This window comes from Mesorhizobium sp. HAY1-8B (genome assembly GCF_056868045.1).
The window spans coordinates 5,336,444-5,361,766 of record NZ_CP200321.1 but is presented as its reverse complement, the minus strand read 5'-3'; the positions used below and the strand labels follow the sequence as shown (position 1 = coordinate 5,361,766).

Below are 25,323 nucleotides of genomic sequence, written 5' to 3'. Positions count from 1 at the left end.
AATTCTCAAACCATATGAGGAGTTCAAATGGCTGACTGGTCCGCCGCCCAATATCTGAAATTCGAGGATGAGCGCACGCGGCCCGCGCGCGACCTCGCAGCACAGGTGCCGGTTGATTTCCCGCGCCGGGTCGTCGACATCGGCTGCGGACCGGGCAATTCGACCGAACTCCTGGTCGAACGCTGGCCGGATGCTCAGGTGAGCGGTTTCGACACCTCTCCCGACATGATCGAAAAGGCGAGGGCACGCCTGCCCAATGTCAGCTTCGACCTCGCCGATGCTTCGACATGGCAGCCGGCCGAGCCGGTCAATGTCATCTTTGCCAATGCGGTGTTCCAGTGGCTGCCCGAGCACCCTGCGGTGTTTCAGCGGCTGATGGGCTTCCTCGCGCCCGGCGGTGCGCTGGCGATCCAGATGCCCGACAACATGGCCGAGGATTCGCACCGGCTGATGCGCGAGACCGCGGCCGAAATGCCGTTTGCGGCAAAGATAAAGGGCGCGGCGCGCGCGCCGCTGCCGCCAGTGTCGTTCTACTACGACCTGTTGTCGCCGCTCAGCGACCGGCTCGATATCTGGCACACCATCTACAATCATCCGCTGGCCGATGCCGAGGCGATCGTCGAGTGGGTCAAGGCGACCGGGCTGAAGCCGTTCCTCGATCCGCTGGAGGCGGACGAGCGAAAGCTGTTCCTCGACAGCTACACGGCCAAGATCGCCAAGGCCTATCCCAGAACGGCCAACGGCAAGGTGCTGCTGCGCTTTCCGCGAATTTTCATTGTCGCAAAAAGGGCCGGCTAGGAAAAGAATTATCCACTTTGCTTGGGCCCTGATGTGGCCGCTTGACCCGGTTTGACCGCCGTGCCCAACTCATCGCGCGGGCGACGATGGCCCGCATGGCAGGGGGTGAATGATGACTTTGAAAAGATTGCTTTACGGCAGTGGCGTATGCGCGGCGGCACTTCTGGCGTTTTCGGTTTCGGCCGAAGCCAAGCGGGCGCGCTGCTTCACCACGGATGACGGGTATTTTCCGTGCAGCTACCGCGCGATCGATGGTTCGGGCAGCTTCCGCATCTCGGCGCCGGGCTATCCGACCTATGTGCTGGAGATCGACGGGCCGGGTTTTGCCTATGGCTACGTCAATCTCGGCCGCCGCAACGTGCCGTTGCCGGGACAATATGTGCGCAGCCGTGACGACGGCGCCTGCTGGAACAACCCGCAGACAGACGCCAAGCTATGCGCCTGGTGAAAGCGGGTCAGGCCGGCCTGAAACCTTGATTTAAGCCGGCGTAAACCGGCCGGATGAGAAAAGTGTTGCGCCGAGACGTTTCGGCGCCCACATGAAGCCGCAACGCCTGCGGATGGGACGGACTGGAACATGCATCGCGTCATCATCAGCGGCATCGGCGCTGAAATTCCTGAAGCTGTCATCACCAATGAAGAGCTGGTCGAGAGCTTCAACAGCTGGGTCGACACCGAGAACGCACGCCGCCAGGTCACCGGCGAGGCGCTGCTGCAGAAATCCGACAGCGACTTCATCGTTCATGCCTCGGGTGTGAAATCCCGTCATGTGATCGAGCGCGAAGGCATACTCGATCCAACCCGCATGACGCCGCGTATTCCAGCGCGGCCCGACGATGCGCTGTCGCTGGAAGCGGAATTCGGCATCGCCTCGGCCAGGAAGGCGCTCGACCATGCCGGGCTTGAACCGTCGCAGATCGACCTGATCATCTGCTCTGCTTCGCACCACCAGCGGCCCTATCCGGCGATCGCCATCGAAATGCAGGAAGCGCTGGGGACAAGGGGCGCGGGCTTCGACATGGGGCTTGGCTGTTCGTCCGCCGCCGCCGCTCTTCACATGGCCGTCAATCTGGTGCGCTCGGGCGCGCACAAGCGCATCCTGGTGACCACGCCGGAAATCATCACCGGCCACCTCAATTTCCGCGACCGGCAGACGCATTTCATCTTCGGCGACGCCTCGGTGTCGCTGGTGGTGGAGGGACTTGCCAAGGGCGACAAACGACCGGGGCGCTTCGAGGTGTTGGATACACGCATCTGGACGCAGATGTCGAACAACATCCGCACCAATCTCGGCTATCACACGCGCACCGCCCAGGACGATCCCTACATGATCAACCTGGAAGGCAATCTGATCAAGCAGGTCGGGAACAAGGTGTTCAAGGAAGTCACCGTCGCCGGCCAGAAGTTCATCGTCGAATTCCTGGCCGAGCACGGGCTGACCCCTCAGGCAGTCCGGCGCTTCTGGCTGCACCAGGCCAATGCGCGCATGAATGCCATGATCCTGAAGCTCTCCTTTGGCCACGATGTCGATCATGACCGTGCGCCGATGGTGCTGGAGCGGCTGGGCAACACCGCTGGCGCTGGCGCCATCGTGGCGCTGTCGGAGAACCATGCCGACATGAAGCCAGGCGATTTCGGGTTGATCTGCGCCTTTGGCGCGGGGTATTCGATCGGCGGCGCACTCATCCGAATGCTTTAACGTGCGCCGATATTTCAGGTGATGCCGGTCTGCAAACGAAGGCTTTTCCGCGCTTCCGTCAGGCCGGTGTGAAGGGCACCAGCATCGGCACCCGCCGTGCGTAATCGTCATAGGCGGGGCCTAGTTCGCCGCGCAGGAAGCGTTCCTCGAGCTTGGCCTTCATGACGACGCCGATGATGAGCAGAGCCGCGCCGGCAATACCCCACACCGTGCCCTTCGCCGCCATTGTGGCGAGCACGGCCAACAGCAGCCCCGTATAGATCGGATGCCGGACCAGGCCATAGGGGCCGGTGTCGACGATGCGATGGTCTGCCTTGGCAGTGACCGAGGCCGACCACAACCTGCCCAGATGAATGCGCGCCCACCACGAGAAGATCAGCCCTATGGCGATCAGGGCAATGCAAGCCCAGGCCTCGGCGAGGGTTGGGGTCCACAATCTCAGCCTGCCTTCATAGCCGTGCGCCGGAACGAACAGCAGGACGGTGCCGGCCAGCCAGAAGACACGATAGCGGACCTCAGCTCCGATGGTGGCGCGTTTTTGAGCCGGATCAGCCCACGCCGCGGCCGCAACCCACGTGAGCACCCAAATCAGCCAGAGCAGCGTGATTGCCGTCACCGGTCGCATGCCGAACCTCCGGTCCTTGCTTTTATGCATGTCGTTCTCCCAAAGCCGGGATCCCTTTTGGGGCGACATGCATTCGAGCACCATGAAAGCGATCCGACGCGGCGGCAATGCGGTGACAATTCCATTTCCGGTAAGAAGATCGTGATCCTTATCCTCACTCGCTGGAACAGCTGAACATCCATTGCACGCCGTAGGCATCGACCAGCATGCCGAAACTGCTTCCCCAATATTGCCTGGCCAGGGGCACGGCGATGCGGCCGCCGGCGGCGATGCGTGGGAAAAGCTCCCGCATGGCGGCGAGATCGTCGAATTCCAGCATCATGGCGGAGCCTTTCATCGGCTCCGCATCGTCATTGTCGGAAGCGTGAAACAGCACACCCGGACCTTCGAAGCGCGCATGCAGGATCTTTCCGCGCATGGCTTCGGTTCTTACCGGCATGCCGTTGTCGCCCCAGCGCAACAGGATGGTTGCCCGGCCGAGCCCGCACTCTTCGTAGAAGGCCAGTGCCGGCTCGCAGTTGGCGGTGAAGAACAGCGAAGGGGAGAGCCGCATCCTGTCGTTCCCCATCAGTTCAGTGTGCTGCGGCGGCGACGGCGGCGGCGACAAGTGCATCGCCCGTATATTGCCTGTCGCCGATGCCCCAGCCGCCGTCGGGCGCGTTGACAATGTTGATCCAGGTGTTTTCAGCCTTGTGCTCCGGGACGCAGAGATCGGCGACTATCCCGGCGGCGGTGATGATGAAGGCCTTGCGGGCTTCAACCGAGCCAAGGCCGATATTGGGCAATTTCAACTCCACCATGACGACGGGCCGGTTGGCGCCGCCGGCATAGATGTGGCGGGACGGCATGACATGGACCGTGCCGCCGACGATCGCGGTGAAGAACGAATTGCCGGCAGCACCTGAGGCTTCGATGAGAGCGGCGCTGAGGCGCGGCAGGATTTCGCGCTCTCCGGCCTCTGTCAGGACGCCTTCCGGCGCGGTCACGGTGATTGGCATATGGGCTCTCCTTGTCCTCGGGTTGCACGGCCTTGCCCGACGGATCGTCTTCCGGCTTGCCATGTTTCGTATCAATTGTTACGTTATGCGAAACAATTGAGTCAACAGGTTTCGTATCGATCACTATGAATAATTTGGAAAAGGCCAGGGGCGGTCGTCCCCGTGCGTTTGACCCCGACCGGGCACTGGACGCGGCGATGCATCTGTTCTGGGAGCATGGCTATGAGGCGACGTCGCTTGCCATGCTTCGCGAGGCGATGGGGCTGACGCCGCCGCAGATCTACAATGCCTTCACCGACAAGGAGACCTTGTTCCGCAAGGCGCTGACACGCTACCACGAGACCGAGATAGGGTTTGCGCTGGAGGCGCTGAGCGCGCCGGTACCGACGCGCGAGGCGATCCGGCGGTTGCTCATCGGGGCGGCGGAGGCCTATTCCAGGCCCGGCAAGCCGGGCGGATGCCTTTTCGTCAGCGGCGCGCTGGCGGCCTCGCCGCAGGCGCAAGCCATTGCGGATGAACTCAAGGCCTATCGCAAGGCGAGCGAGGCGGCGATCGCCGAGCGGCTGGCCAGGGGCAGGGCGGTGGGTGACCTGCCGGAAAACCTCTCCGTTGAAGGCTTCGCCAAATACATCGCCGGCGTCATGAACGGCATGTCGATCCAGGCGCGGGACGGCGCATCGGTCGATGAGTTGCGCATTTTGGCCCAGACCGCTCTTGCGGCCTTGCCGGCCTAAGGGCAAAACCAGGGTGCATCATCCAAGGAATGAAGCCATGCTGGATCTCTTCCCCGAGGCCAACAAGCCGGTCGAAATCATCCCGGCAAAGAAGCTGTCCGCCCGTGCGGCCGCGCTTTACGTCGCGCCGGCGGGTCATTTCCAGACACGCCCGGTGGCGGAATTGCGGCTGGGCTTCGACGGCATATCGGGCGATTTCCATGCCGGCGCGACGCGGCGTTCGGGCGGACGCGAACCCTGGTATCCGCGCGGCACCGAAATGCGCAACGAGCGGCAACTGTCGATCGTGGCCGGGGATGAACTGGCCATTGTCGCCGAGCGGATGGGGCTAGCCGAGATCAAGCCGGAATGGATCGGCGCCAATCTGGTGATCGAAGGCGTGCCGCATCTGTCGATGCTGCCGGCCGGCACGCTGCTGTTCTTCAAGGACGGCGTCACCCTCAAGGTCGATGCCCAGAACGGACCATGCCGCATCGCCGGGCGGTCGATTGCCGAGAATTCTGGAATGGCCGACGTCGAAGCCGGCGCATTGTTGTTCCCGAAAGCGGCGAAGCGGCTGCGGGGCGTGGTCGCCTGGGTCGAGAAGCCGGGAACGATCAAGGCTGGCGAAGAGATTTCGGCACGGGTGCCGGAGCAGTGGATTTATCGGTCATAGCTTCTTCCGGGCGTGAGCGGCGGAAAAGGGCAGGGCCTCGCTTGACCTCAGAGGGCGCAGGCGGCCTACCGGGATAGCAGTTTCACAGGTTGCAAATGATTGTCCGAACAAGCCGCAGGGAAATCCTCAAATATATGGGAGCGACAATAATGGTTAGCACGACACCGGCCATGGCGGACGGCGACTGGCAGATTGCCGCGCCAAACACGGCGGGATTCAAATCCGATCCCGCGGCGAGCTTCGACGAACTGGCGAAGATGGGCAAACTGGCGGGGGTCCATGGAGTCGTTGCCCTTCGGGGCGGTCGTATCGTGTTCGAGCGCTACATGGACGGGAACGACATGAGATGGGGGCAGTCGCTCGGGAACGTGGCATTTGGGCCCGACACGCTGCACGATGTCAGGTCGGTCACCAAAAGCATCGTCGGTCTGCTCTATGGCATCGCGCTCGCCGGCGGCCAGGTGCCGGGACTTGATGAACCCGTTGTCGCGCAGTTTCCCGAATACCCCGATCTTGCCAGCGATCCACAGCGCAAGCGTCTGACCATTCGCCATGCCTTGACCATGACGATTGGCACGGAGTGGAACGAGAACGTGTCGTACACCGATCCCGCGAACAGCGAAATCGCCATGGAGCAGGCGCCGGATCGCTACCGCTTCATCCTCGATCGCCCGATACTTGCCGAACCGGGAAAGAGGTGGACCTACAGCGGCGGAGCCGTTGCGCTGCTCGGAAAGATCATCGAGAGGGGCACCGGCCAAAGCTTGCCTGAATTCGCTCGCGGCGCGCTGTTTGATCCCCTCGGAATCAACGCCATGGACTGGATTCGCGGACAGGACGGCGAAGCGTCGGCCGCGTCGGGCCTGCGGCTGGCGCCGCGTTCGCTGGCTCGCATCGGGCAGATGATCCTGCAGGACGGTCAGTGGGAAGGTCGCCCGATCGTGCCAAAATCCTGGCTTGAGCAGAGTTTCCAGCCCGCCGCATTGGTCGACATGGGCTGGCCGGGAATGCGCTACGGCTATCTCTGGTATCTGGGCGAAGAGGCCATAACGGATAGAGCTGGGACGTATGGGGAGCGCTTTGTCGCCGCCTTTGGAAATGGCGGACAAAGGTTGTTTGTCTTCCCCGGCCTCGATTTCGTACTCGCCATAACGACCGGAAACTACAATTCCCCCGATCAGTGGCGAGCGCCCGCGGCTATATTGTACAACGTATTTCTTCCTGGCTTGACCGGCACCTGACCGATCGCTTCCGGCCGGAACCGGCCCGATCCCGACAGGCGCGAGCAAACGTTTGTCGGGATCATACCGGGGCAGCCGCACCGCTTGGGGGCGATGCAGCATGGACGCGCCTCAGCCCTTGCGGTTCTTGTTGGCGCCTTGCGCCATGACGGAAACGTGGTCCCACTTGTCCCAGGTGGCGAGGCGGTTGGCGTATTCCTGGCGGATCATCGGCAGGCCGCCATCGCCGAAGAACACGCGCAGCGGCGGTTCGGCGGCGTCGACGATGGCCAGCATCGCCGGGCCGGTCGCCTTGGGATCGCCGGCGACCGAGTTGGCGCGGCGCTCGGCCATCTTGGCGCGGGCAGGCGCATAGGCCTCGATCGGCTTGGAGACCTTGGCGGAGGCGCCGGACCAGTCGGTGGAGAAGCCGCCCGGCTCGACCAGCGTGACATGGATGCCGAACTCCGCGACCTCGATGCTGAGTGACTGGCTGAAGGCTTCCAGCGCCCATTTCGAAGCATGGTAGAGGCCGAGCGAGGCAAAGGCATTGACGCCGCCGATCGACGAGATCTGGATGATGTGGCCGGACCTCTGCGACCGCAGGATCGGCAGGGCTGCCTGCGTGACCCAGAGCGCGCCGAAGACATTGGTTTCGATCTGGTCGCGGGCTTCCTGCTCGCTGACTTCCTCGATGGCCCCGAAATGGCCATAGCCAGCATTGTTGATGACGACGTCGAGCCGGCCGAAGCGCTTGTGCGCCTCGGCGATGGCGGCGTCGACAGCCTTCTTGTCGGTGACGTCGAGCTTTATCGCGGCAATGTCGTCGCCATACTTCTCGACCAGATCGGCGAGCGTGCCGGCGTCACGGGCGGTCGCGGCAACGCGGTCGCCACGCGCCAATGCGGCCTCGGCCCAGACGCGGCCAAAACCCTTCGACGATCCGGTGATGAACCAAACCTTTGATGTCATGATGTGGGATCCTTGCCCCTGCGGGCGCGATTTTGGGTGAAAGCGGAGGCTTCTCCGCTTTCGCGCATATACAGTCCGTCCCCTGATTTTCCAGAGGCGAGGGGGAAATCTTTTTGAACCGGGCGGCCGGGGATCAGGGATATTTCACGGGGCTCGACCACGCCGGATGATCGTGCTTTCGCCAATAGAGCGTCATCAGCCGGCTGGTGACGGGCCCGACCTTGCCATCGGCGATCGCCGCGCCATCGATCCGCGTCACCGGCATGATGCCGCCAGCGGTCGAGGTGATGAAGACCTCGTCGGCCGCCTTGAGCGCGGCGACGCTGACATCGGTGGCCTCCACGGTCAGCCCCTCCTCGCCACAGAGATCGAAAACGGTGCGGCGGGTGATGCCAGGCAGCACGCCGATGGCCGGCGTCGACAGTTTGCCATCCTTGACGCAGAAGACGTTGAAGCCCGGGCCCTCGGCGACATTGCCGTTGAAGTCGAGAATGAGCGCGGTCTCGGCGTCGCGGTCATAGGCGTCGTAGAGGCCGCGCACCAGGTCGAGCCAGTGGTAGTTCTTGATGGCAGGATCGATCGAAGCCGGCGGGATGCGCACCTTGTCGCTGATGGCGACGTGCAGGCCGCGCCGCAACTGTTCGGCATTGGCGACCGAGCCGAATTGCACCGCGAACGCCATGAAGCGGTTTATCGCCTGGCGTGGATCGCGGCTGAAGGTCGGCGAGGCGCCGCGGGTGCACAGCATCTCGACATAGGCGGCGCGATGACCCGACAGCGCGACGCAATTGTGCAGGATCTCGGCCACGCCATCCCTATCGAAGGGGATCGCCATGCGCAGCTTTTCGAGCCCGCCGAAGAAGCGGTCGAGATGCAGGTCGAGCCGGAAGAAGCGGCCGTCCCAGACATGCACCGTATCGTAGGTGGCGTCGGAGTGCAGGAATCCCCAATCCAGTACCGACACCTTGGCTTGCGACATCGGCAGGTACTGACCATCGAGGAAGGCGATGCCGTAGGGATAGGAATGCGGGTCGATATGGCGATCGCCAACCAGGGGCAGTTGCGCCAGGTCCTCTGTTGCCTTCGTCCGGTTCATCGCGGCCTCCTCTCTCACAAGGCGGACCAGCAGGCTATCGGCGCCGGACGGAAGCGATAGAGCCAGCCATCAGGCGCTGTTCGTCCTCCGTGATCTGGTCGATACATCGGATTGGAGTTGCCTTATGATCCGGCAGCTTGGAAATGGGAGGGGGATATGGTCAGGCTTGGGACCGTCATCGCAACCATGATGATTTTCGCCGCCGCGAGCGAAGCCAGCGCACAGTGCGTGAAACAAGGCGACGAACTCTGCCAGAACGGCCAGACCTATCGCTGCGAGAAGACCGGCAGCGAACTGACGCCGATCTTCCAGAACCTGCCTTGCGGGGTGAATGTGCCGGCGCAGACGCTGGCCGGCACCTGGGTCGGCAGTGGTCACCAGAGCCCGGCGGGTGATGCCGGCGCCGACTGGTCGATCGCCATGACGATCAGGGATGATGGCGCATCGATCGATTATCCGTCACTCGGCTGCGGTGGATCGCTGTCGCAGACGTCTCGGGACGGGACATCCGCCGAATTCCATGAAAGCATCACTTACGGCCAGGACAAATGCATCGATGGCGGCGACATCACCGTCCGGTTTTTCAAGGGGAACCTGTCCTGGACCTGGGTCGGCCAGGCCGACGGCCAGCCCTACAATGCGGTCGCGGTGCTGAAGCGAAAATAAACGGACCTGCCGTCTCATTCATCCTCGTCGTCGGCGTCGAGCAGGCGTGTCGCCCGCCAGCGGGTGAGCACCATGTTGGTCTGCTCGATGACGAAGAAACGTGCGGAGTCGCGGTCATACCCCTCGGTCAGCAGCTTTTCGTAATCGGTGTGCATGTGGCGGATGTGGGCGATCGTCGCCAGCCACACCGCGATCGTCGGCGGCAAGGTTTTCATATGCACCGAGCCGGCATCGGCACGAATTTTCTCCATGTCGGCGTAAGGCGCCAGCGGCAGGAGCGCTGTCAGCGCCTTGGCGATGGCGCGGCGGCGGCCGGTCGGCGCCGTCATCGCTCCTCGCGCCCTTCGATGGTCGCCTCCGGCACGGCGTCGGTCGAGGCGAAGTAAGGCTTGATGTCGATGACCGGGGTGCCGTCGAGCGCATCGATGGCCTCGATATCGATGCGCCCGGCGGCGATATCGAGCCCGACAAGTTTTGCCACATGCAGGCCGATCGGGTTCGGCCGGGCAGGGGAGCGTAGGCCGAATACGCCTTTTGCTTCAGCCGCATGGCGCGGTTTCTGAACAATCAGATTCCGCGGCGCGTGATGCAGCCAGGACAGGATGACGACGTGGCTGGCGCGCCCCAGGCCCTGCAAGCCGCTGCGATAGGGCGCGTCGATGGTCAGTACCGCCGGCAGGCCGGTCTCGCGGGCCGTGCGCATGTTCTTCGGGCAGCTCTCGCGTGTGGTCCATGGCGAGGCGATGCGGCCGATGAAGACGATGCCGCCATCTGGCGGCATTAGTGCCGGGTCGGTTTCCAGTCTCTGCTCGCCTTCGCGCGCCTCGAACATTTCACGCGGTGCGGTCATTCTGCCATCTCTGTGTCGGTGCCTGTCATTGTCCCAAAACCGCTACACGTTTTTGGGCGATATGCACCGGGAAATCACGCGTGCGGCATTTTCTTGTCCGGAAGCGCCATAGCGCTTGCAAGGTTTTGAAAATCGACATAAACATATGTTTATATCTTTTTCAAATCTGATGCGCTGAAAAGAGAATACGCAGATGCATGTCTCGCTCGACACCATGGTGGATACGCTGAAGGCGGCGGCCGAATCCAGCCGCCTGCGCATATTGGCACTGTTGTCGCGCGGCGACCTCACCGTTTCCGATCTTACCGAAATTCTCGGCCAGTCGCAGCCGCGCGTCTCTCGGCACCTGAAGCTCTTGCTGGAGGCCGGGCTGATCGGCCGTTACCAGGAGGGGTCGTGGGCCTTTTTCCGCCTGTCGGATGCCGATTCCGCGCGTGACTTTGTCATGGGGCTGGTTTCCAGCATTCGCGGTGCCGATCCGCAGGTCGAACGCGATCTCGAGCGCCTGGCCTCGGTCAAGCGCAAGCGGCAGGACCGGGCGGCGGAGTATTTTTCCGTGAATGCCGCAAGCTGGGACCATATCCGCTCGCTGCATGTGCCGGATCGTGCGGTCGAGGCCGCGATGCTGAAGCTGGTCGGAAAGCGGCCGTTCCAGTCGATGCTGGACCTCGGCACCGGCACCGGCCGGCTCCTGGAAATCTTCTCGCCGCTCTACCGGCGCGGCGTCGGCATCGACATGTCGCGCGAAATGCTGACCGTGGCGCGCGCCAATCTCGACAAGGCCGGCGTTTCCAACGCGCAGGTGCGGCAGGGCGATATCTTCTCGCCGCCGGTGGAGCGTGACGCCTTCGATCTCGTCACCATTCACCAGGTGCTGCACTATCTCGATGATCCCGCCCGCGCCATCCACGAGGCAGCGCGGCTGTTGCGCCCGTCGGGCCGGCTGGTCATCGTCGATTTCGCGCCGCACACGCTGGAGTTCCTGCGTGACGAGCATGCGCATGTCAGGCTCGGCTTTTCCGACCGGCAGATCGGCGAGTGGTTTGCCGAGGCGGGCCTCGATCTCGAGGATGCCCAGGAGTTCGAGCCGCGCGGCGGCAACGAGGCCAGTCTCACCGTCAAGCTGTGGCTTGGTCGCGACCGGCGCCTGCTGATCGCCGATCCCGCCAATGACAGCCAGCAGAGCAAAGTGAATTCGATAGGGGAAATCGCCTGATGAACCAGTTCCGCTTTTCCCGCCGCCCCGACATTGGCGACAAGGTCCGGGTTTCCTTCGAATTCTTCCCGCCCAAGAACGACGAGATGGAGGCGCGCCTCTGGGACACGGTCACGCGGCTGGAGCCGCTGAAGCCGAAATTCGTCTCGGTGACCTATGGCGCCGGCGGCTCGACGCGCGAGCGCACGGCGCGCACCATCAGCCGTATCCTGAACGAGACGAGCCTCACGCCGGCCGCGCACATGACCTGCGTCGACGCCGCCCGCCATCAGGTCGACGCCGTGATCCAGGAATTCGCCGATATGGGCGTGAAGCGCTTCGTCGCCTTGCGCGGCGACCCGGCCGCCGGCGTGGGCACCGCCTACCGTCCGCACCCGGACGGCTATGCCAACGGTGCAGAGCTGGTCGGAGCGCTGAAGGACGCCGGCGATTTCGACATTTCGGTCTCGGCCTATCCGGAGAAGCATCCGGAAAGTCCTGACTTCGCCACTGACATCGACATGCTGAAGCGCAAGGTCGACAATGGCGCGACGCGGGCGATCACCCAGTTCTTCTTCGACAATGATCTCTACGAGCGCTATGTCGAGCGCGCGCGCCGCGCCGGCATCTACATCCCGATCGTGCCCGGCATCCTGCCGGTGCACAATTTCACCCAGGTCGCCAATTTCTCCGCACGCTGCGGCGCGCTGGTGCCGGCATGGCTGGCGGAGCGCTTCGACGGGCTGCAGAACGACCCGCAGACCCATGCGCTGGTGGCATCGGCGGTGGCCGCCGAACAGGTGCTGGACCTGGTCGAGCGCGGCGTGGGCGATTTTCACTTTTACACGATGAACCGCGCCGACCTCGTCTTCGCCATCTGCCACATGATCGGCATCCGCTCGCACGAGGCGGAGGTGGCCGGATCGGCTGCTGCGTGAGGCAGGGCTGAACAGCAAAAGGCCGGGTAAAACCCGGCCTTTCGAATTGCTTAGACTATCTGGTGCTGGTCTTCCCCGTTTTGGCGGGTTCAGGGAAGGACGCCCATAATGAGGGCGCCGATGAAAGCAAACGCAGCACAAATCATCAATGCGTTGATTGGCCTCGTAAGTCCCATGACATAGCCTCCTCTTAAAGAGCTATGCCTAAGAGTCTAGGTTCATTTGTGCCACAGGCAAGCGGAAAATGTGCTGCATTGCGACGTGATTGCCAGATTTGCGACCTCGGTTTTGCCGTTAGCCGTTGAAACTTCTCGGCAAAAACCCGCTTCAGACCTGTGAATAAATTGTGGCGGGATGGTGTCGCGGGCGTGTCATGGCAGCGCTACATCAGCGAAAGTCGACTTCGATTTTCACGCCAATGCGGTTCAACCTACCGCCTTCCAAGGACGCGTCCGTCGATGGTGAGAAGACCAAGTCCGATCAGCACCACGCCGCCGACCTCGAACAACTCCAGGCGTTCGCCAAGGAACAGAAAGCCGAGCAGCATGGCGCTGGCCGGAACGATGAGCGTGACCAGCGAAGCGTTGGTGGCGCCGGCCGAGGCGACGAGGTTGAAATAGAGGATATAGGCAAAGGCGGTGGACAGGAGAGCCAATGCGAACACCGCCGCCCAGACCGGCGGCGAGGCCGAGAACAATCCGGCCGGACCGTAGGTGAAGAGCACAATGGGGATCATGATGATGGTCGAGGCGGTCAGCTGCCCGGTGGCGATAACCGGCGAGGGCACGCCCTTGAAGCGGCGGGCGACCATCAGCGCAATGCCATAGGACAGCGAAGCGCCGATCAGCGCGAATTTCGCCCAGACCGGGCCGCCAAGCCCGGCGAGCAGGCCGGGACCGATCATCACGGCGGTGCCGGCAACGCCGAGCGCGATGCCGGCCAGCTTGTTCCAGGAGAGCTTTTCGTCCGATGTCATCGCGTTGGCGAGGATCAGCGTCCAGAACGGCGTGGTTGCGTTGAGCACCGAGGCGACGCCGGCGCCAAGCTCGGTCTGGCCGGCGAAGATCAGCGAGAAGGGGACGACGTTGTTGGTGAAGGCCAGCAGGAAGAACAGGCCGGCATGCGGAAGGGCAAGGCGGAACGAGGGACCGCGCAGGCCGAGATAGAGCTGCAGCGCGATCGCGGCGATGGCGACGCGAAACAGCACCAGCACCAGCGGATGAAGTTCGGCCACCGCGATGCGGGCGAAGAAGAACGAGCCACCCCAGATCGCGCCGAGCAGCAGCAATTGCCCCCAGTCGGCAAGCGTCATCGGTCCGCGCGGCGCTGATGTCGCGGCTATTGCCATGTCTATCGTCCTCCCCCAGACGGCCCGGATGCAGCCGGTCGGACACACAGCATATCCGTTCCGGCGACAAGGGCCACCCGAAACCTGATCGCCGGCAAACGATGCCGCCAAAAACTAGCGCCGCTGCGTCAAGTGCACGAGACACAGAATTGTTTTCATTAGCCGCTAGCTTGGATTAATTGTGCGCAGGCTGAAGTCGAGGATTCGTCAATGCAGCGATTCGAGAATGCCCGCGAGGCGGCTCTGGCGCTTCGCCCGGACGATCCCGTCTATTGCTTCCGCCCGCAGGTGCTGAAGGCCGATGCCAGGCAGTTCATGGGCATGTTCCCCGGCAAGACCGCCTATGCGGTCAAGACCAATGGCGAGCAGATCGTGCTGAAGACGCTGGTCGAGGCCGGCGTGACCGCCTTCGACGTCGCTTCACCAGGCGAATTCGCGGCCGTGCGCGCCGTCTCGCCCGATGCCGAGATGCTCTACATGCATCCGGTCAAGGCGCAGTCGGACATCAAGCTGGCGCTGGAGAAATACGCCATCCGCGTCATCGCGCTCGACCACGAGGACGAGATCACAAAGCTGACCCGGGTGGTGCGGGCACTCGACATCGACCCGGGCTCGGTCAGCGTGTTCGTGCGGGTGCAGACCAAGGGGCATGCCGCCTACGAGCTGTCGAAGAAGTTCGGCGCCGGCCCGGCCTATGCCGTGGAACTGGCTGAGCGGCTGAACCGTACGGGCTACAAGGTGGGGCTGTGTTTCCATGTCGGCAGCCAGATCGAGGATCCAGACACCTATGAGCGGGCGCTGGCTTCGGCCGACTGGGTGCGCAACCGGCTGACCTTCGATCTTGCGGGGCTCGACGTCGGCGGCGGTTTTCCCGCCGAATACGGCCATGATCCCAACCGCAAGCAGATCGAGATGCCGTCGCTCGGCCAGATCATGTCGCGGCTTTCCGGCGACCTGAAAGAGTACCAGTTCGACCAGATGCCGCTGGTGGCCGAACCGGGCAGGGTGATCGTGGCGCGCTGCCTGTCGCTGATCGTGCGGGTGCTGTTGCGCAAGGGCAAGCGGCTCTACATCAATGACGGCATCTGGGCATCGCTGTCGGATTCCTGGACCGGCAAGATCACGCTGCCGGCGCGCTTCATTCCTGATCCGGCGATAAGGACCCGCAATGGCGATGAGAGCAAGATCGTGCCGTTCAAGGTCTGCGGCGCGACCTGCGATTCCGTCGACATCCTGTCCAGGCCATTCTGGCTGCCGGAAACCGTCGATACCGGCGACTGGATCGAGATCGGCCATATCGGCGCCTACTCGCTGTCGCTGCGCACACGCTTCAACGGCTTTTATCCCGACACCTTCGTCGAGGTGACGACGCCCTTCGACGAGGGCGACGCGCCGCAAGGATTCGCGAGTTTGGAGACGATGGCGGATTGAGTTTCTTCCTTCTCCCCTTGTGGGAGAAGGTGGCCTCGCGAAGCGAGGTCGGATGAGGGGTGCTCCAGAAGACACCAACGCCTCACTTCGCTGGAACACCCCTCAACCGTCTCGGCGCTGTCGCGCCGATCCACCTTCTCCCACAGGGGGAGAAGGAAAAACGAGCTACAATTTCCCCAACAGCTCCGGCGTCGGCCACCCATCCACCGGCAATCCCAGCCGCATCTGCTCCTTGCGGATGGCTTCGCGGGTGTTGGTGCCCAGAATGCCGTCGACCGTGCCGACGTCGTAGCCCCGGGCTTCGAGTTTGGTCTGCAGCGCCTTCATCTGCTCGTTGTTGAGGCCTTGTTCAGGGTTGCGGGGATCAAGTGGCGGCGCGCCGGCAAGCCGCGCGGCGAGATTGGCCGCGGTCAGCGCGTAGGTGAAGGACTGGTTCCATTCGAGATAGACATCGAAATTGTCATAGGTCAGGAAGGCTGGCCCCTTGCGGCCCATGGGCAGGGCCAGGCCGGCCTTCAGGCCCTTGTCGACGAGCGGCGAGCCGTCGGGATTGGTGACGCCCCACTGCGCCCACTGTGTCAGTGGCAATTTGTTGGTGCGCCCGGTCTGGTCCCAGGGCATCTCGTCGGGCACCCGCACTTCCTGGATCCATGGTTCGTCACGCTTCCAGCCGCGCGAAAGCACCTTGTTGGCGGTGGTCATGATCACGTCGGGCACGCTACCCCGCAGGTCGATCTTGCCGTCGCCGTCGCCGTCGACACCACGGGCCAGATAGTCCGAAGGCAGGACCTGCGTCTGGCCGATTTCGCCGGCCCAGGCGCCCTTGACGTCGGCCGGCAGCACGCCGCGGTCGATCAGCTCCAGAAGCGGCACCAACTGTTGGCGGAACAGTTGCGGGCGGCGGCAATCATGCGAAAGCGTCACCAGCGCGCTCAACGTGTGGAAATCGCCCTGCACGGCGCCGAAATCGGTTTCGAGCGCCCAGAAGGCGGTGATGACAGGTGCCTGGACGCCGAACTGCTGGTCGGCACGCGCGAAGATGTCGGCGTATTTCTTCATGTTCGCCGCACCCTGCTTCAGCCGGTAGGCGGAGATCATGCGGTTGGAAAATTCGATGAAGGTCTGGGTGAAGACGCCCTGGGCGCGGTCGCGCGCCAATGCCCTCTCGTCAAAATTGGCATCTTCCAGCGCATCGAGGCCGACGGCGCCGACACCGGCCGCCTTGGCTTCCGCCGCCACGCCCTGTTTCCAGGTTTCGAAGTCGCCGCCGCATTCCTGTGCCATCGCCGGCAAGGCCGTGGCGCACAGGAATAGCGCCGCGAGGGCTTGGGAACGCAGTCGCATCAGCTTCCTTCCGAAACGAAAAGGGCATTGTCGTGATTGGCTGGAAGCCCAACGCCCCGAATTACCAGCGGTTGCACTCTTTGCCGCTGGCTGTGTCGAAAAGCAGGCGGCAGGCCCGGTGTCAACGGTTCTTCTGCCACAGTCGCTTGTTCAAGGCGGCTTCGCTGCCGTGTACCCGGTTCAACGGAAACCCTGCCGGAGTGATTTGGTCGAAGGCTTCGCTGCCGTGTACCCGGTTCAACGGAAACCCTGCTGGAATGATTTGGTCGAAGGCTTCGATGCCGTTGAACCCGGTTCAACGGAAACCCTGCCTGGGTGATTTGGTCGAAGGCTTCGCTGCCGTTGAACCCGGTTCAACGGGTGTTTTGCCGCAGCCACTTGTTCCAGGCGGCCTCGCTGCCGTTGAAGACGTTGATGTCGGATTTGCCGGTCATGCCCGGAACGATGCCGGTCCCGGTGTACTGCCAGAAGGTGAACGGATGGCTGCCATACTTCTCGCGCGGGTGGCCGGCGACCGAGCGTAGCCAGTAGGGGTAACCGCGGAAGCTCGAGAGCTCGTTGTCGTCGAAGAAATCGACCGAGGTGTAGATGATCGGCTTCTTGCCGTAATGCCGCTCGACGATTTCGAGGAAGGTGGTCATTTCCGCGCGCACCGTGGCCGGGTCGGGGCGCAACCTGCAGGTCGGCGATTTCGGGTTCCATTCCATGTCGAGGACAGGCGGCATGGCGGATCGGTCGACGGGAACATTCTGGATGAACCACCGCGCCTGCTGGGCGGCCGGAGTGCAGAAATAGAAGAAATGATAGGCCGCGCGTGGAACGCCGGCGGCCTTCGTGCGCGCCCAGTGCTCGTTGAAATACTCATCGAAGCGGTCGCCGCCCTCCGTCGCCTTGATGAAGGCGAAGGAAATGCCGCTGGCCTTGGCGATCGGCCAGTCGACCGAGGTCTGGTATTTGGAGACGTCGGTGCCGTGAACAGCATAGTTCCACGGGGCGCCACTGTCCCATTCATGCGGCTTGGAATCCTCGAAGCGCGGCGCGCGCACGGCCACCGTCGGGCTGCTGGAAGCGGATGGCGACTGCGGCGACAGATCGTCCACGGTCGAGCAGGCGCCAAGCAGTGTCAGCATGAAAAGGACCGCAAGACGGCGCATCGCAACTTCCAAGCCGGAATCAGCCGGTCGCTGATGGGTCTGTGAACCGATGGCCGACGACTGGTCGAGCCCCCTCCAGGCGATCGCCCCACAGCATCGCCCAGCATATCCATTTCTATGCATGTCGTTGTCTCAAACCGCTATGCGGTCTTGAGCGGCATGCATCTCCCGTGATCGCCGATCATGGTTGATAATCCGTTGACGGCGCTCGACAAGTACCCCGATTTGCGGAAGCAATGGCGGCAAATCGATGACATAAGGGTCGGGCGAGAGCCCTGGAGGATGCGGATGCGGATCGTCGTCAGGATCGTCAGATGGCTGCTTGGCCTGATCGTGCTGGCGGTCGTCGCGCTGTTTGCCTGGCTTTACATCGCGCCACCCGAACTGATCCGCGTCGGCTCCGGCTATTCGGCCAAGATCGTCTGCTCCAATGTCTTCATAGCCGGGCGCGATCCCAACGAGGTGCTTGCCGTCGACGTGCAGGCGCCCGGACACCCGCTGCTGCGGCTGATGCGGGTCTCGGTCGACAAGAACCGGGGCACGGTTTCCGCCGGCCTGCTTGGTTTCCTCGGCAAGAGCGAGGCGGTTTCCCGTGATGGATTGGGCTGCGCCTCGGTGCCCGACGGCGATGTCGGCAAGGCGCGGCGCACGGCGGTCCATGTCGAACCATCGGCGACCAGCCAGGACACGCTGTGGCCCGAGGGCGAGCGGGTCGAGGCATCGCAGGATCCGGTGATCGGCAAGCTGCTGGACGACGCGGCGCTGACCGGGACCGGCATGCGCGCGGTGGTCGTGGTCAAGAACGGCCGCGTCGTCGCCGAACGCTATGGCGACGGTTTTTCCGCCAAGACGCCACTGCTTGGCTGGTCGATGACCAAGACGGTGAACGCCGCCATCATCGGCACGCTGGTCAAGGACGGCAAGATGGCGGTCGACAACAAGGGCCTGTTCGCACCGTGGAAGGCGGATGGCCGCGCCGCGATCAGCCTTGCCGACATGATGGCGATGTCGAGCGGACTTGAATTCAACGAGGACTATGGCGACGTCGCCGATGTCACGCGCATGCTTTATCTCGAGCCGGACATGGCGGGCTTTGCCGTATCCAAGCCCTTGGTGGGCGAGGTCGGCAAGGTGTTTTCCTATTCGAGCGGCACCGCGGTGATGCTGTCGCGGCTGTGGCAGGATGCGATCGGCGACAAGGCCAAGGCGCTGACATGGCCGCGCACGGCGCTGTTCGAGCCGCTCGGCATGCACAGCGCCGTGCTCGAAACCGACGAGCAGGGCACGTTCGTCGGCTCATCCTATCTCTACGCCACGGGGCACGACTGGGCCCGCTTCGGCCAGTTCCTGCTGCAAGGCGGGGTCTGGAACGGCAACCAGATCCTGCCGGCCGGCTTTGTCGACTGGATGCGCGAGCCGGCGCCGGCCTCGAAAGTCTACGGCAAGGGCCAGTTGTGGATCGAGGCGCCGGGCGACGAGGAAAGCCCCGGTGCCGGTGTCGCCGCCGGCCTGCCCAAGGACACCTACTGGATGGAGGGGCATGACGGCCAGACGGTCACCATCATTCCCTCCGAGCAATTGGTGATCGTGCGGCTGGGGCTGACCCCGGCCAAGCTCGGCTACCGCCCGCAGGCAATGGTGGGTGCGCTGGTGAAGGCGCTGCATTAGCTCCTTTTACCCTCCCTTTGATGGGGAGGGTCGGCGCGCAGCGCCGGGGTGGGTGCCTAGCGCTTCACCCCCAACCGCGACTTCGGCGCGACCTCCCCCATCGAGGGGGAGGCAAGGTTGCGCGGCCCGATCACGCCAAGCCAGGCGTAACCGCGATAAAGCGTGCGGAAACGGAAGGTTGCGCCGGTTCGCCGAGATTCCGATTCCAGGACTTCACGCAGGGTTGAGCGCGGCGTGACGTGGAATTTTTTCAGCCAGCCGCGCAGCATTGCCCGGAACCAGCCCGGCAGGCCTTCCTGCTGGCCGAAATCGACGACATGCAGCGAGCCATCGGGGGCCAGCGCCGCAAGGGCTGCCGACACCGTCTTTTCCCATCCCGGGATCATCGACAGCGAATAGGAGACGAAGACGCGGTCGAAGCGCTCGATGCCGTAAAGGGAGCCCGCATCGAAATCGGTGGCGTCGCCCCTTGCCAATGTGACGCGGCCGGTCAGGCCTTCTCGGTCAATCGCCTTGCCGGCGGTCTCCAGCATCTCGGCCGAGATATCGAGGCCGAAGAAGCGGGCATCGGGATAGCGACGGGCGGCAAGGATGATGTTGCGGCCGGTGCCGCAGCCGAGTTCCAGCACGGTGCCGCCTGCCGGCACGTCCAGCTCCGATATCAGCCGGTCGCGGCCGAGCAGATAGTATTTGCGGGTCAGGTCGTAGATGTGGCGCTGCCAGCGGTAGACGCCGTCCATCAATTCTGCATGGCCGGCCGGCAGCTCCGTCGTGCTCATGCCGCGCGCTTCACATAGAGGTGGAAGCCGCCATAGATGGCCGAGCGGTCGCGGGCCGAGAATTCGCGCGACGCCTCGTCCTGATAGTCCCACTGGTCGAGCAGCGAGGTCGAGACGCGGCCCGGCAGCAGACTGGGCTCGGCGGCGGTGCGGAAGATGACGCGGGCGCCGGCGGAGGCGGTGCGGCTGATTTCCGACCACAGCGCATTGAGCTGGTCGTCGGTCATCCAGTCCTGGGCATCGAGCAGGATGAAGCGGTCGACGGTGCCGGCATCCTTGCCGGCCAGGAATTCGATCAGATTGGCATGGTGGATGGCGACGCGGTCGACATTGCCGCGGATGGTGTCGTAGTTCTGCTTTTCCAGATAGGCGGGCAGGGCGGCCTCGCCGGGATTTGGATAGCGGCGGGCGAACGCCTGCCAGGCGAAATAATTGTTTTCCAATGGAAAGTCGCAGGCGAGCTTTTCCAGCCGGGCCTTCAGCACGCTGGCCATTGTGCCGTCGCCGGAGGTGATCAGGGAATCATACTGCGCCGGCGGAATGCCGAGGCCGAAGAGCGAAGCCTTGCGCGATGTTGCCCATTTGAGAAGCTTCTTGTCGAAAACCGGCGCCAGTTCCTCGTTGAAGAAGCGGCGCTGTTCGCCGATGTTCCTGGCTTCCATCATGCGGGCCGGGTTGACGCCGAAGAATTTGGCCGTGCGGTGGCCCATGGCGATGAACAGGCCAAGCAGGCCGGTCTGGTAGAAATTGCGGTCGAAAACACCGATGCGCCGGCGGCCGCGCCAGTTGCGGCGCTCCCAATAGTGGCGGCTCACCGGGTCGAGATGCGGCGCGATGAAACGGTCATAGGCTTGCGAATTGTGGCTGGTGTCGGCGGCGCCGAAGAACCGGAACAGGTCGCCCTGCGAAGGCAGGCGGCGCACCGCCTCCAGCTTCATGCGGTTCAGCGCGATGTGCGCGGCGTTGAGGTCGACGGCGTCGATCCGTGCCGGCGAGCGGGTGAGGTAGGCCAGGATGTTGCAGCCGCCCGAGGCGATGGTGACGATGCGGTGGCCCTGGCCAAGCTGCATGGCCTCCATGTCGACATCGGGGTCTTCCCAGATCTGCGGATAGACGAGGCCGGAAAACAGAAGGGCAAACAGCCGCTCCGAGATGCCGGCTTTCGAAAGCGGGCGGTTCTGGTAGACGGCCTTTCCAACTTCCTTGCCGCGGCGAAAAACCAGATCCGAGGAGACGTCCGTCATGACAAAGTGATTCCCCATTTGCTTTGGCGCAAGCGGGTACCGCAGGGTCATGACAGGCCGGTGACAGTCGGAGGCGTCGATAATTCCAGTGCGGTGGCCATCTGACGCGGCTTTCTGCGCTTCCGGTGCTCACGGACTTCTATGTCCGCTCCGCTCCGGTTCTCGAAAGCCACGTCACCTGACTCGCCGCAGCGAATTCTCGAAGCTTCCTCAGGCGCGGCCAAATCCACCCGGTGTCGGTGTCGTCAGGATGACAGCCTCACCGGCATCCAGCACGGTCTGGTCGCAGGCTTTCAGCATGTCGATCGTGCCGTCCTTGCGGCGGACCTTGGTCGAGCCGACCTCGCCGTCGCCGCCTCCGTCCAGCCCCTGCGGCGGGCGGTTGCGGTGCGAGGACAGGATCGCGCATTCCATCTTCTCGAGGAAGCGTATGGTGCGTCTGGTGCCGTCGCCGGCATTCCATTTGCCCTTGCCGCCAGAGCCCTCGCGGATGTGAAAATCCTCAAGCACCACGGGAAAGCGCAGTTCCAGCACTTCGGGATCGGTGAGGCGCGAATTGGTCATGTGGGTATGGACGCCGGAGGTGCCGGCAAAGCCGCGGCCGGAGTTCATGTGGCCAGCCGGGGAGCCGGAGCAGATCGTCTCGTAGTACTGGTACTTTCTGTTGCCGAAGGTCAGGTTGTTCATCGTTCCCTGCGCATTGGCCATGGCGCCCATGGCGCCGAACAGCGCATTGGTGACATGCTGCGAGGTCTCGACATTGCCGGCGACGACAGCGGCAGGATAGGCAGGCTTCAGCATGCAGCCATCGGGAATGACGATGTTGATTGGCCGCAGACACCCGGCATTCATCGGGATCATGTCCTCGACCATGACGCGGAAGGCGTAGAGGACCGCCGCGCGGGCGACGGGCTCCGGCGCGTTGAAATTGTTCTTCATGACAGGTGACGTACCGGTGAAGTCGACCGTCGCTTCGCGCTTTTGCCGGTCGACCGATATCTTCACCTTGATCACCTGGCCGGTATCGGTGGGATATTCATAGGCCGACGTGTCCGGCAGCCGCTCGATCACCCGCCGCACGCTTTCGGCGGCGTTGTCCTGGACGTGCCCCATATAGGCCTCGACGACATCGAGGCCGAAATGCGCGACCATCTTGCGCAACTCGGCGACGCCTTTCTCGTTGGCGGCGATCTGCGCCTTGAGGTCGGCGATGTTCTGGTGCGGGTTGCGGGCCGGGTGGGGGTGATCGGTCAGCAGCGTCTGCAGCTCCGTCTCGCGGAAGCGGCCGCGGTCGACGATGCGGAAATTGTCGAACAGCACGCCTTCCTCGTCGACCGTGGTGGCGAGCGGCGTCATCGAGCCGGGCGCGGTGCCGCCTATATCGGCGTGATGGCCGCGCGATGCCGTCCAGAACAGGATATTCCTTTGGGTATCGTCGAAAACGGGCGTCACCACGGTGATGTCAGGCAGATGCGTGCCGCCATTATAGGGAGCGTTCAGGGCAAAGACGTCGCCGGGGTGGATGTCGCCGGAGTTCAGCCGGATGATGGTTTCGACCGAACGGTCCATCGAGCCGAGGTGCACCGGCATATGCGGCGCGTTGGCGACGAGCGCCCCGGTGTGGTCGAAGACGGCGCAGGAAAAATCCAGCCTTTCCTTGATGTTGACGGAATAGGCGGTGTTCTGCAGTGTCACGCCCATCTGCTCGGCGATCGACATGAACAGGTTGTTGAAGACTTCGAGCATCACCGGGTCGGCTGATGTGCCGAGGGCGGCGGCCCGCGCCTTCCTTTCGGTGCGGCGGATCACGACGTGGTTGAGGTTGGTGATTTCGGCCCGCCAGCCCGGTTCGACAACGATGGTCTGGTTCGGTTCGATGATGAGAGCGGGGCCTGCGACCAGATTGGATGGGCGCAGGTTTTCGCGAAGATGGATGCCGGCTTCATGCCAGCGGCCTTCGGTGTAGATGCGCCGCGTTCCAGAAGCGCCAGCTTCAATCCTCGCAGGTCCGGCGGGCGCATAGGCTTCGGCGCTGCCCTCGCTGATTTCGCTGGCTTCGACGCCGACCGTCTCGACGATCATCGGCTTGTCGTCATAGACGAAGCCGAACTGCGCCTTGTGGGCGATTTCGAAGTCGCGCTTGGCCTGGAAGATCGAGTCGCTTTCGAAATTCACCGGCAGCGTCGTGTCGGTGCCGTCATAGCGAATGTGCAGCACCGGCCTGGTAGCAACCGCGTCCTCGGCGATCCCTTGCGCCGCAAGCTCGGTGATAACGGCCTTTTTCAAGATGGCGATAAGGCTGCCGATCTCCGTTCTGGATTCTTCGGCAAGCGGCTTGAGCAACGCCTGCTGGCGCGAGGCAAACACCGACGCCAGGCCGATACCATAGGCCGAAAGCAGGCCGGAGAAGGGGTGGATCAGCACAGCCTCCATGCCGAGCGCATCGGCGACCAGGCATGCGTGCTGGCCGCCGGCGCCGCCGAAGCAGTTGAGCAGATATTCGGTGACGTCGTAGCCGCGCTGCACGGAGATCTTCTTGATGGCGTTGGCCATGTTCTCGACGGCGATGGTGACGAAGCCCTCGGCAACCGCCTCGGGTGAACGACCGTCGCCGATTTCGGCGGCCAGAGCCGCGAATTTCGCGCGCACGGTTCCGACGTCGAGCGGCTGGTCCTGGCCGGGACCGAAGATCGCCGGGAAGAAATCGGGCTGCAGCTTGCCGAGCATCACGTTGGCGTCGGTGACGGCCAGCGGGCCGCCGCGCCGGTAGGCGGCGGGGCCGGGGTTGGCGCCGGCGGAGTCCGGTCCGGCGCGAAAACGGCCGGCCTCGTAATGCAGGATCGAACCACCGCCGGCAGCGACGGTGTGGATGCGCATCATCGGGGCGCGGACGCGCACGCCGGCGACTTCCGTGTCGAAAGCGCGTTCGTACTCGCCATCATAGTGGGCGACGTCGGTTGAGGTGCCGCCCATGTCGAAGCCTATGACCCTGTCGAAGCCGGCGAGCTTCGCCGTCTCGACCATGCCGACGACGCCGCCGGCCGGACCCGACAGCAGTGCGTCCTTGCCCTGGAACATATCGGCGGCGGTGAGGCCGCCCGAGGACATCATGAACATGAGGCGAGGGGACTGGTCGCTCCCTTCTTCAGGTGGGGAGACTGGCGCCGCCCCCAGCTCTCCCGCCACTCTCTGCACATAACGTGACAGGATGGGCGAGAGATAGCTGTCGACCACGGTGGTGTCGCCGCGGCCGACCAGCTTGATCAGCGGCGAGACCTCGTGGCTGACCGAGACCTGGCTGAAACCCAGCTTGCGGCAGACCATTGCCACCGCCTTCTCGTGGTCGGGGTATTTCCAGGCATGCATGAAGACGATTGCGACGGCATCGATGCCGTCGGCCTTCGCCTGCTCGATCGCCGGCCGGCAGGCGGCGATATCGAGCAGCCGTTCGACGCAGCCATCGGCCAGCACGCGTTCGTTGATCTCGATGACGCGCTCATAGAGCTGCTCGGGAAGGATGATTTCCTTGGCGAAAATATCGGGCCGCGCCTGGTAGGCGATCCTGAGCGCATCGCGAAACCCCTTGGTGATGAGCAGGAGCACGCGGTCGCCCTTGCGCTCCAGAAGCGCGTTGGTGGCGACCGTGGTGCCCATCTTGATATCGTCGATCAGGCCGGATGGGATCGTGGCGCCCGATTCAAGGCCGAGCAGGTCGCGGATGCCCTGGATGGCGGCATCGGCATACGCTTCGGGATTCTCCGAAAGCAGCTTGCGCGGATGCAGCCGCCCTTGCGGGTCACGGCCGATGACATCGGTGAAGGTGCCGCCGCGATCGATCCAGAAATCCCATTTCGCGGCCATGGCTGTAGTCTCCGGCATTTTCGTTTTCAGGTTTCGTTGTTAATGCGC

The 25,323-nt window shown here is 63.5% G+C and carries 24 protein-coding genes; 11 read left to right on the top strand and 13 right to left on the bottom strand.

Going from position 1 to position 25,323, the window contains the following annotated elements; translation table 11 throughout:
• Nucleotides 1-27: 27 nt before the first annotated feature.
• The 3 genes from tam to AC1VON_RS25700 all read left to right on the top strand — a co-directional run bounded on the left by tam (nt 28) and on the right by AC1VON_RS25700 (nt 2,497).
• Entirely contained in the window at nt 28-798 is a 771-nt protein-coding gene (gene tam, locus AC1VON_RS25710) for a trans-aconitate 2-methyltransferase (RefSeq protein ID WP_172349779.1), read from the top strand.
• A 112-nt stretch (nt 799-910) separates the two neighbouring features.
• Nucleotides 911-1,246 carry a hypothetical protein gene (locus tag AC1VON_RS25705; RefSeq protein WP_483125300.1) on the top strand — a complete coding sequence of 112 codons (336 nt, stop codon included), beginning with the start codon at nt 911-913 and terminating at the stop codon, nt 1,244-1,246.
• Between the two features lie 129 nt (nt 1,247-1,375).
• Entirely contained in the window at nt 1,376-2,497 is a 1,122-nt protein-coding gene (locus AC1VON_RS25700) for a beta-ketoacyl-ACP synthase III (RefSeq protein WP_172349781.1), read from the top strand.
• Between the two features lie 58 nt (nt 2,498-2,555).
• On the opposite strand, the gene AC1VON_RS25695 is transcribed toward AC1VON_RS25700, so the two are convergent.
• The 3 genes from AC1VON_RS25695 to AC1VON_RS25685 form a co-directional block, all read right to left on the bottom strand.
• A complete protein-coding gene (locus AC1VON_RS25695; protein WP_483125299.1) occupies nt 2,556-3,152 on the bottom strand; it encodes a methyltransferase family protein in 597 nt (198 codons plus the stop codon).
• A 124-nt stretch (nt 3,153-3,276) separates the two neighbouring features.
• Nucleotides 3,277-3,675, bottom strand: a complete 399-nt coding sequence (locus tag AC1VON_RS25690; protein WP_172349782.1) for a VOC family protein — start codon at nt 3,673-3,675, stop codon at nt 3,277-3,279.
• A 19-nt stretch (nt 3,676-3,694) separates the two neighbouring features.
• Nucleotides 3,695-4,120, bottom strand: a complete 426-nt coding sequence (locus AC1VON_RS25685; protein ID WP_483125298.1) for a hypothetical protein — start codon at nt 4,118-4,120, stop codon at nt 3,695-3,697.
• 197 nt (nt 4,121-4,317) lie between these two features.
• Between AC1VON_RS25685 and AC1VON_RS25680 the strand changes: the two genes are divergently transcribed.
• The 3 genes from AC1VON_RS25680 (at nt 4,318) to AC1VON_RS25670 (ending at nt 6,750) form a co-directional block, all read left to right on the top strand.
• The gene (locus tag AC1VON_RS25680; protein WP_483125297.1) at nt 4,318-4,854 is read left to right on the top strand and encodes a TetR/AcrR family transcriptional regulator; all 537 of its coding nucleotides are present in this window, start codon (nt 4,318-4,320) and stop codon (nt 4,852-4,854) included.
• Between the two features lie 37 nt (nt 4,855-4,891).
• Entirely contained in the window at nt 4,892-5,509 is a 618-nt protein-coding gene (locus tag AC1VON_RS25675; RefSeq protein ID WP_483125296.1) for an MOSC domain-containing protein, read from the top strand.
• Nucleotides 5,510-5,679: 170 nt separating this feature from the next.
• Nucleotides 5,680-6,750: a serine hydrolase domain-containing protein gene (locus AC1VON_RS25670; RefSeq protein ID WP_483125295.1), complete on the top strand. Its 1,071-nt coding sequence runs from the start codon at nt 5,680-5,682 to the stop codon at nt 6,748-6,750.
• Between the two features lie 111 nt (nt 6,751-6,861).
• On the opposite strand, the gene AC1VON_RS25665 is transcribed toward AC1VON_RS25670, so the two are convergent.
• Together AC1VON_RS25665 and AC1VON_RS25660 are read right to left on the bottom strand one after the other, a co-directional pair.
• Nucleotides 6,862-7,701: an SDR family oxidoreductase gene (locus tag AC1VON_RS25665; RefSeq protein ID WP_483125294.1), complete on the bottom strand. Its 840-nt coding sequence runs from the start codon at nt 7,699-7,701 to the stop codon at nt 6,862-6,864.
• Between the two features lie 133 nt (nt 7,702-7,834).
• Nucleotides 7,835-8,797 carry a D-amino acid aminotransferase gene (locus AC1VON_RS25660; RefSeq protein ID WP_483125293.1) on the bottom strand — a complete coding sequence of 321 codons (963 nt, stop codon included), beginning with the start codon at nt 8,795-8,797 and terminating at the stop codon, nt 7,835-7,837.
• 156 nt (nt 8,798-8,953) lie between these two features.
• Between AC1VON_RS25660 and AC1VON_RS25655 the strand changes: the two genes are divergently transcribed.
• On the top strand, nt 8,954-9,463 hold the full coding sequence (locus tag AC1VON_RS25655) for a hypothetical protein (RefSeq protein WP_483125292.1): 510 nt from the start codon (nt 8,954-8,956) through the stop codon (nt 9,461-9,463).
• A gap of 14 nt (nt 9,464-9,477) precedes the next feature.
• Here the strand turns inward: AC1VON_RS25655 and AC1VON_RS25650 are convergent, their stop codons facing one another.
• Both AC1VON_RS25650 and tsaA read right to left on the bottom strand, forming a co-directional pair.
• A complete protein-coding gene (locus AC1VON_RS25650; protein WP_483125291.1) occupies nt 9,478-9,792 on the bottom strand; it encodes a DUF2293 domain-containing protein in 315 nt (104 codons plus the stop codon).
• The gene (gene tsaA / locus AC1VON_RS25645) at nt 9,789-10,313 is read right to left on the bottom strand and encodes a tRNA (N6-threonylcarbamoyladenosine(37)-N6)-methyltransferase TrmO (RefSeq protein WP_483125290.1); all 525 of its coding nucleotides are present in this window, start codon (nt 10,311-10,313) and stop codon (nt 9,789-9,791) included. Before tsaA ends, AC1VON_RS25650 begins: the two co-directional genes overlap by 4 nt.
• Before the next feature lie 193 nt (nt 10,314-10,506).
• Between tsaA and AC1VON_RS25640 the strand changes: the two genes are divergently transcribed.
• Together AC1VON_RS25640 and metF are read left to right on the top strand one after the other, a co-directional pair.
• Complete coding sequence (locus AC1VON_RS25640; RefSeq protein ID WP_483125289.1) at nt 10,507-11,529, top strand: ArsR/SmtB family transcription factor; 1,023 nt, start codon at nt 10,507-10,509, stop codon at nt 11,527-11,529.
• Nucleotides 11,529-12,446 (top strand): methylenetetrahydrofolate reductase [NAD(P)H], encoded by a 918-nt coding sequence (metF, locus tag AC1VON_RS25635; protein ID WP_140775777.1) that lies wholly within the window; start codon nt 11,529-11,531, stop codon nt 12,444-12,446. Before AC1VON_RS25640 ends, metF begins: the two co-directional genes overlap by 1 nt.
• 430 nt (nt 12,447-12,876) lie before the next feature.
• Here metF and AC1VON_RS25630 read toward each other — a convergent pair whose 3' ends face one another.
• On the bottom strand, nt 12,877-13,794 hold the full coding sequence (locus AC1VON_RS25630; RefSeq protein WP_483125288.1) for a DMT family transporter: 918 nt from the start codon (nt 13,792-13,794) through the stop codon (nt 12,877-12,879).
• 210 nt (nt 13,795-14,004) lie between these two features.
• Here AC1VON_RS25630 and AC1VON_RS25625 point away from each other — a divergent pair, with 210 nt between their 5' ends.
• Nucleotides 14,005-15,225, top strand: coding sequence for an alanine racemase (locus AC1VON_RS25625; RefSeq protein ID WP_483125287.1), 1,221 nt, complete (start codon nt 14,005-14,007; stop codon nt 15,223-15,225).
• A gap of 165 nt (nt 15,226-15,390) precedes the next feature.
• Here the strand turns inward: AC1VON_RS25625 and AC1VON_RS25620 are convergent, their stop codons facing one another.
• Both AC1VON_RS25620 and AC1VON_RS25615 read right to left on the bottom strand, forming a co-directional pair.
• Nucleotides 15,391-16,569 (bottom strand): lytic murein transglycosylase, encoded by a 1,179-nt coding sequence (locus AC1VON_RS25620; RefSeq protein WP_483125286.1) that lies wholly within the window; start codon nt 16,567-16,569, stop codon nt 15,391-15,393.
• Nucleotides 16,570-16,922: 353 nt separating this feature from the next.
• A complete protein-coding gene (locus AC1VON_RS25615) occupies nt 16,923-17,723 on the bottom strand; it encodes a glycoside hydrolase family 25 protein (protein WP_483125285.1) in 801 nt (266 codons plus the stop codon).
• A gap of 288 nt (nt 17,724-18,011) precedes the next feature.
• Here AC1VON_RS25615 and AC1VON_RS25610 point away from each other — a divergent pair, with 288 nt between their 5' ends.
• Complete coding sequence (locus AC1VON_RS25610) at nt 18,012-19,391, top strand: serine hydrolase domain-containing protein (RefSeq protein WP_483125284.1); 1,380 nt, start codon at nt 18,012-18,014, stop codon at nt 19,389-19,391.
• A gap of 56 nt (nt 19,392-19,447) precedes the next feature.
• Here AC1VON_RS25610 and AC1VON_RS25605 read toward each other — a convergent pair whose 3' ends face one another.
• From AC1VON_RS25605 to AC1VON_RS25595, 3 genes are all read right to left on the bottom strand, one after another.
• Nucleotides 19,448-20,170, bottom strand: coding sequence for a class I SAM-dependent methyltransferase (locus AC1VON_RS25605; RefSeq protein ID WP_483125283.1), 723 nt, complete (start codon nt 20,168-20,170; stop codon nt 19,448-19,450).
• Entirely contained in the window at nt 20,167-21,465 is a 1,299-nt protein-coding gene (locus tag AC1VON_RS25600) for a BtaA family protein (RefSeq protein ID WP_483125282.1), read from the bottom strand. The genes AC1VON_RS25605 and AC1VON_RS25600 overlap by 4 nt, the downstream gene beginning before the upstream one ends.
• A gap of 159 nt (nt 21,466-21,624) precedes the next feature.
• Complete coding sequence (locus AC1VON_RS25595) at nt 21,625-25,275, bottom strand: hydantoinase B/oxoprolinase family protein (protein ID WP_483126380.1); 3,651 nt, start codon at nt 25,273-25,275, stop codon at nt 21,625-21,627.
• Nucleotides 25,276-25,323: the final 48 nt, after the last annotated feature.

Excerpts from the sequence above, each read along its gene's own strand:
- AC1VON_RS25620 (WP_483125286.1), bottom strand. The coding sequence starts at position 16,569 with ATGCGACTGCGTTCCCAAGCCCTCGCGGCGCTATTCCTGTGCGCCACG.
- AC1VON_RS25625 (WP_483125287.1), top strand. The coding sequence starts at position 14,005 with ATGCAGCGATTCGAGAATGCCCGCGAGGCGGCTCTGGCGCTTCGCCCG.
- AC1VON_RS25705 (WP_483125300.1), top strand. The coding sequence starts at position 911 with ATGACTTTGAAAAGATTGCTTTACGGCAGTGGCGTATGCGCGGCGGCA.
- tsaA (WP_483125290.1), bottom strand. The coding sequence starts at position 10,313 with ATGACCGCACCGCGTGAAATGTTCGAGGCGCGCGAAGGCGAGCAGAGA.
- AC1VON_RS25655 (WP_483125292.1), top strand. The coding sequence starts at position 8,954 with ATGGTCAGGCTTGGGACCGTCATCGCAACCATGATGATTTTCGCCGCC.
- AC1VON_RS25685 (WP_483125298.1), bottom strand. The coding sequence starts at position 4,120 with ATGCCAATCACCGTGACCGCGCCGGAAGGCGTCCTGACAGAGGCCGGA.
- AC1VON_RS25665 (WP_483125294.1), bottom strand. The coding sequence starts at position 7,701 with ATGACATCAAAGGTTTGGTTCATCACCGGATCGTCGAAGGGTTTTGGC.
- AC1VON_RS25650 (WP_483125291.1), bottom strand. The coding sequence starts at position 9,792 with ATGACGGCGCCGACCGGCCGCCGCCGCGCCATCGCCAAGGCGCTGACA.
- tam (WP_172349779.1), top strand. The coding sequence starts at position 28 with ATGGCTGACTGGTCCGCCGCCCAATATCTGAAATTCGAGGATGAGCGC.
- AC1VON_RS25595 (WP_483126380.1), bottom strand. The coding sequence starts at position 25,275 with ATGGCCGCGAAATGGGATTTCTGGATCGATCGCGGCGGCACCTTCACC.
- AC1VON_RS25660 (WP_483125293.1), bottom strand. The coding sequence starts at position 8,797 with ATGAACCGGACGAAGGCAACAGAGGACCTGGCGCAACTGCCCCTGGTT.
- AC1VON_RS25610 (WP_483125284.1), top strand. The coding sequence starts at position 18,012 with ATGCGGATCGTCGTCAGGATCGTCAGATGGCTGCTTGGCCTGATCGTG.
- AC1VON_RS25700 (WP_172349781.1), top strand. The coding sequence starts at position 1,376 with ATGCATCGCGTCATCATCAGCGGCATCGGCGCTGAAATTCCTGAAGCT.
- AC1VON_RS25690 (WP_172349782.1), bottom strand. The coding sequence starts at position 3,675 with ATGCGGCTCTCCCCTTCGCTGTTCTTCACCGCCAACTGCGAGCCGGCA.
- AC1VON_RS25630 (WP_483125288.1), bottom strand. The coding sequence starts at position 13,794 with ATGGCAATAGCCGCGACATCAGCGCCGCGCGGACCGATGACGCTTGCC.
- AC1VON_RS25680 (WP_483125297.1), top strand. The coding sequence starts at position 4,318 with ATGCATCTGTTCTGGGAGCATGGCTATGAGGCGACGTCGCTTGCCATG.
- AC1VON_RS25600 (WP_483125282.1), bottom strand. The coding sequence starts at position 21,465 with ATGACCCTGCGGTACCCGCTTGCGCCAAAGCAAATGGGGAATCACTTT.
- AC1VON_RS25615 (WP_483125285.1), bottom strand. The coding sequence starts at position 17,723 with ATGCGCCGTCTTGCGGTCCTTTTCATGCTGACACTGCTTGGCGCCTGC.
- AC1VON_RS25640 (WP_483125289.1), top strand. The coding sequence starts at position 10,507 with ATGCATGTCTCGCTCGACACCATGGTGGATACGCTGAAGGCGGCGGCC.
- AC1VON_RS25695 (WP_483125299.1), bottom strand. The coding sequence starts at position 3,152 with ATGCATAAAAGCAAGGACCGGAGGTTCGGCATGCGACCGGTGACGGCA.
- AC1VON_RS25675 (WP_483125296.1), top strand. The coding sequence starts at position 4,892 with ATGCTGGATCTCTTCCCCGAGGCCAACAAGCCGGTCGAAATCATCCCG.
- metF (WP_140775777.1), top strand. The coding sequence starts at position 11,529 with ATGAACCAGTTCCGCTTTTCCCGCCGCCCCGACATTGGCGACAAGGTC.
- AC1VON_RS25670 (WP_483125295.1), top strand. The coding sequence starts at position 5,680 with ATGGCGGACGGCGACTGGCAGATTGCCGCGCCAAACACGGCGGGATTC.
- AC1VON_RS25605 (WP_483125283.1), bottom strand. The coding sequence starts at position 20,170 with ATGAGCACGACGGAGCTGCCGGCCGGCCATGCAGAATTGATGGACGGC.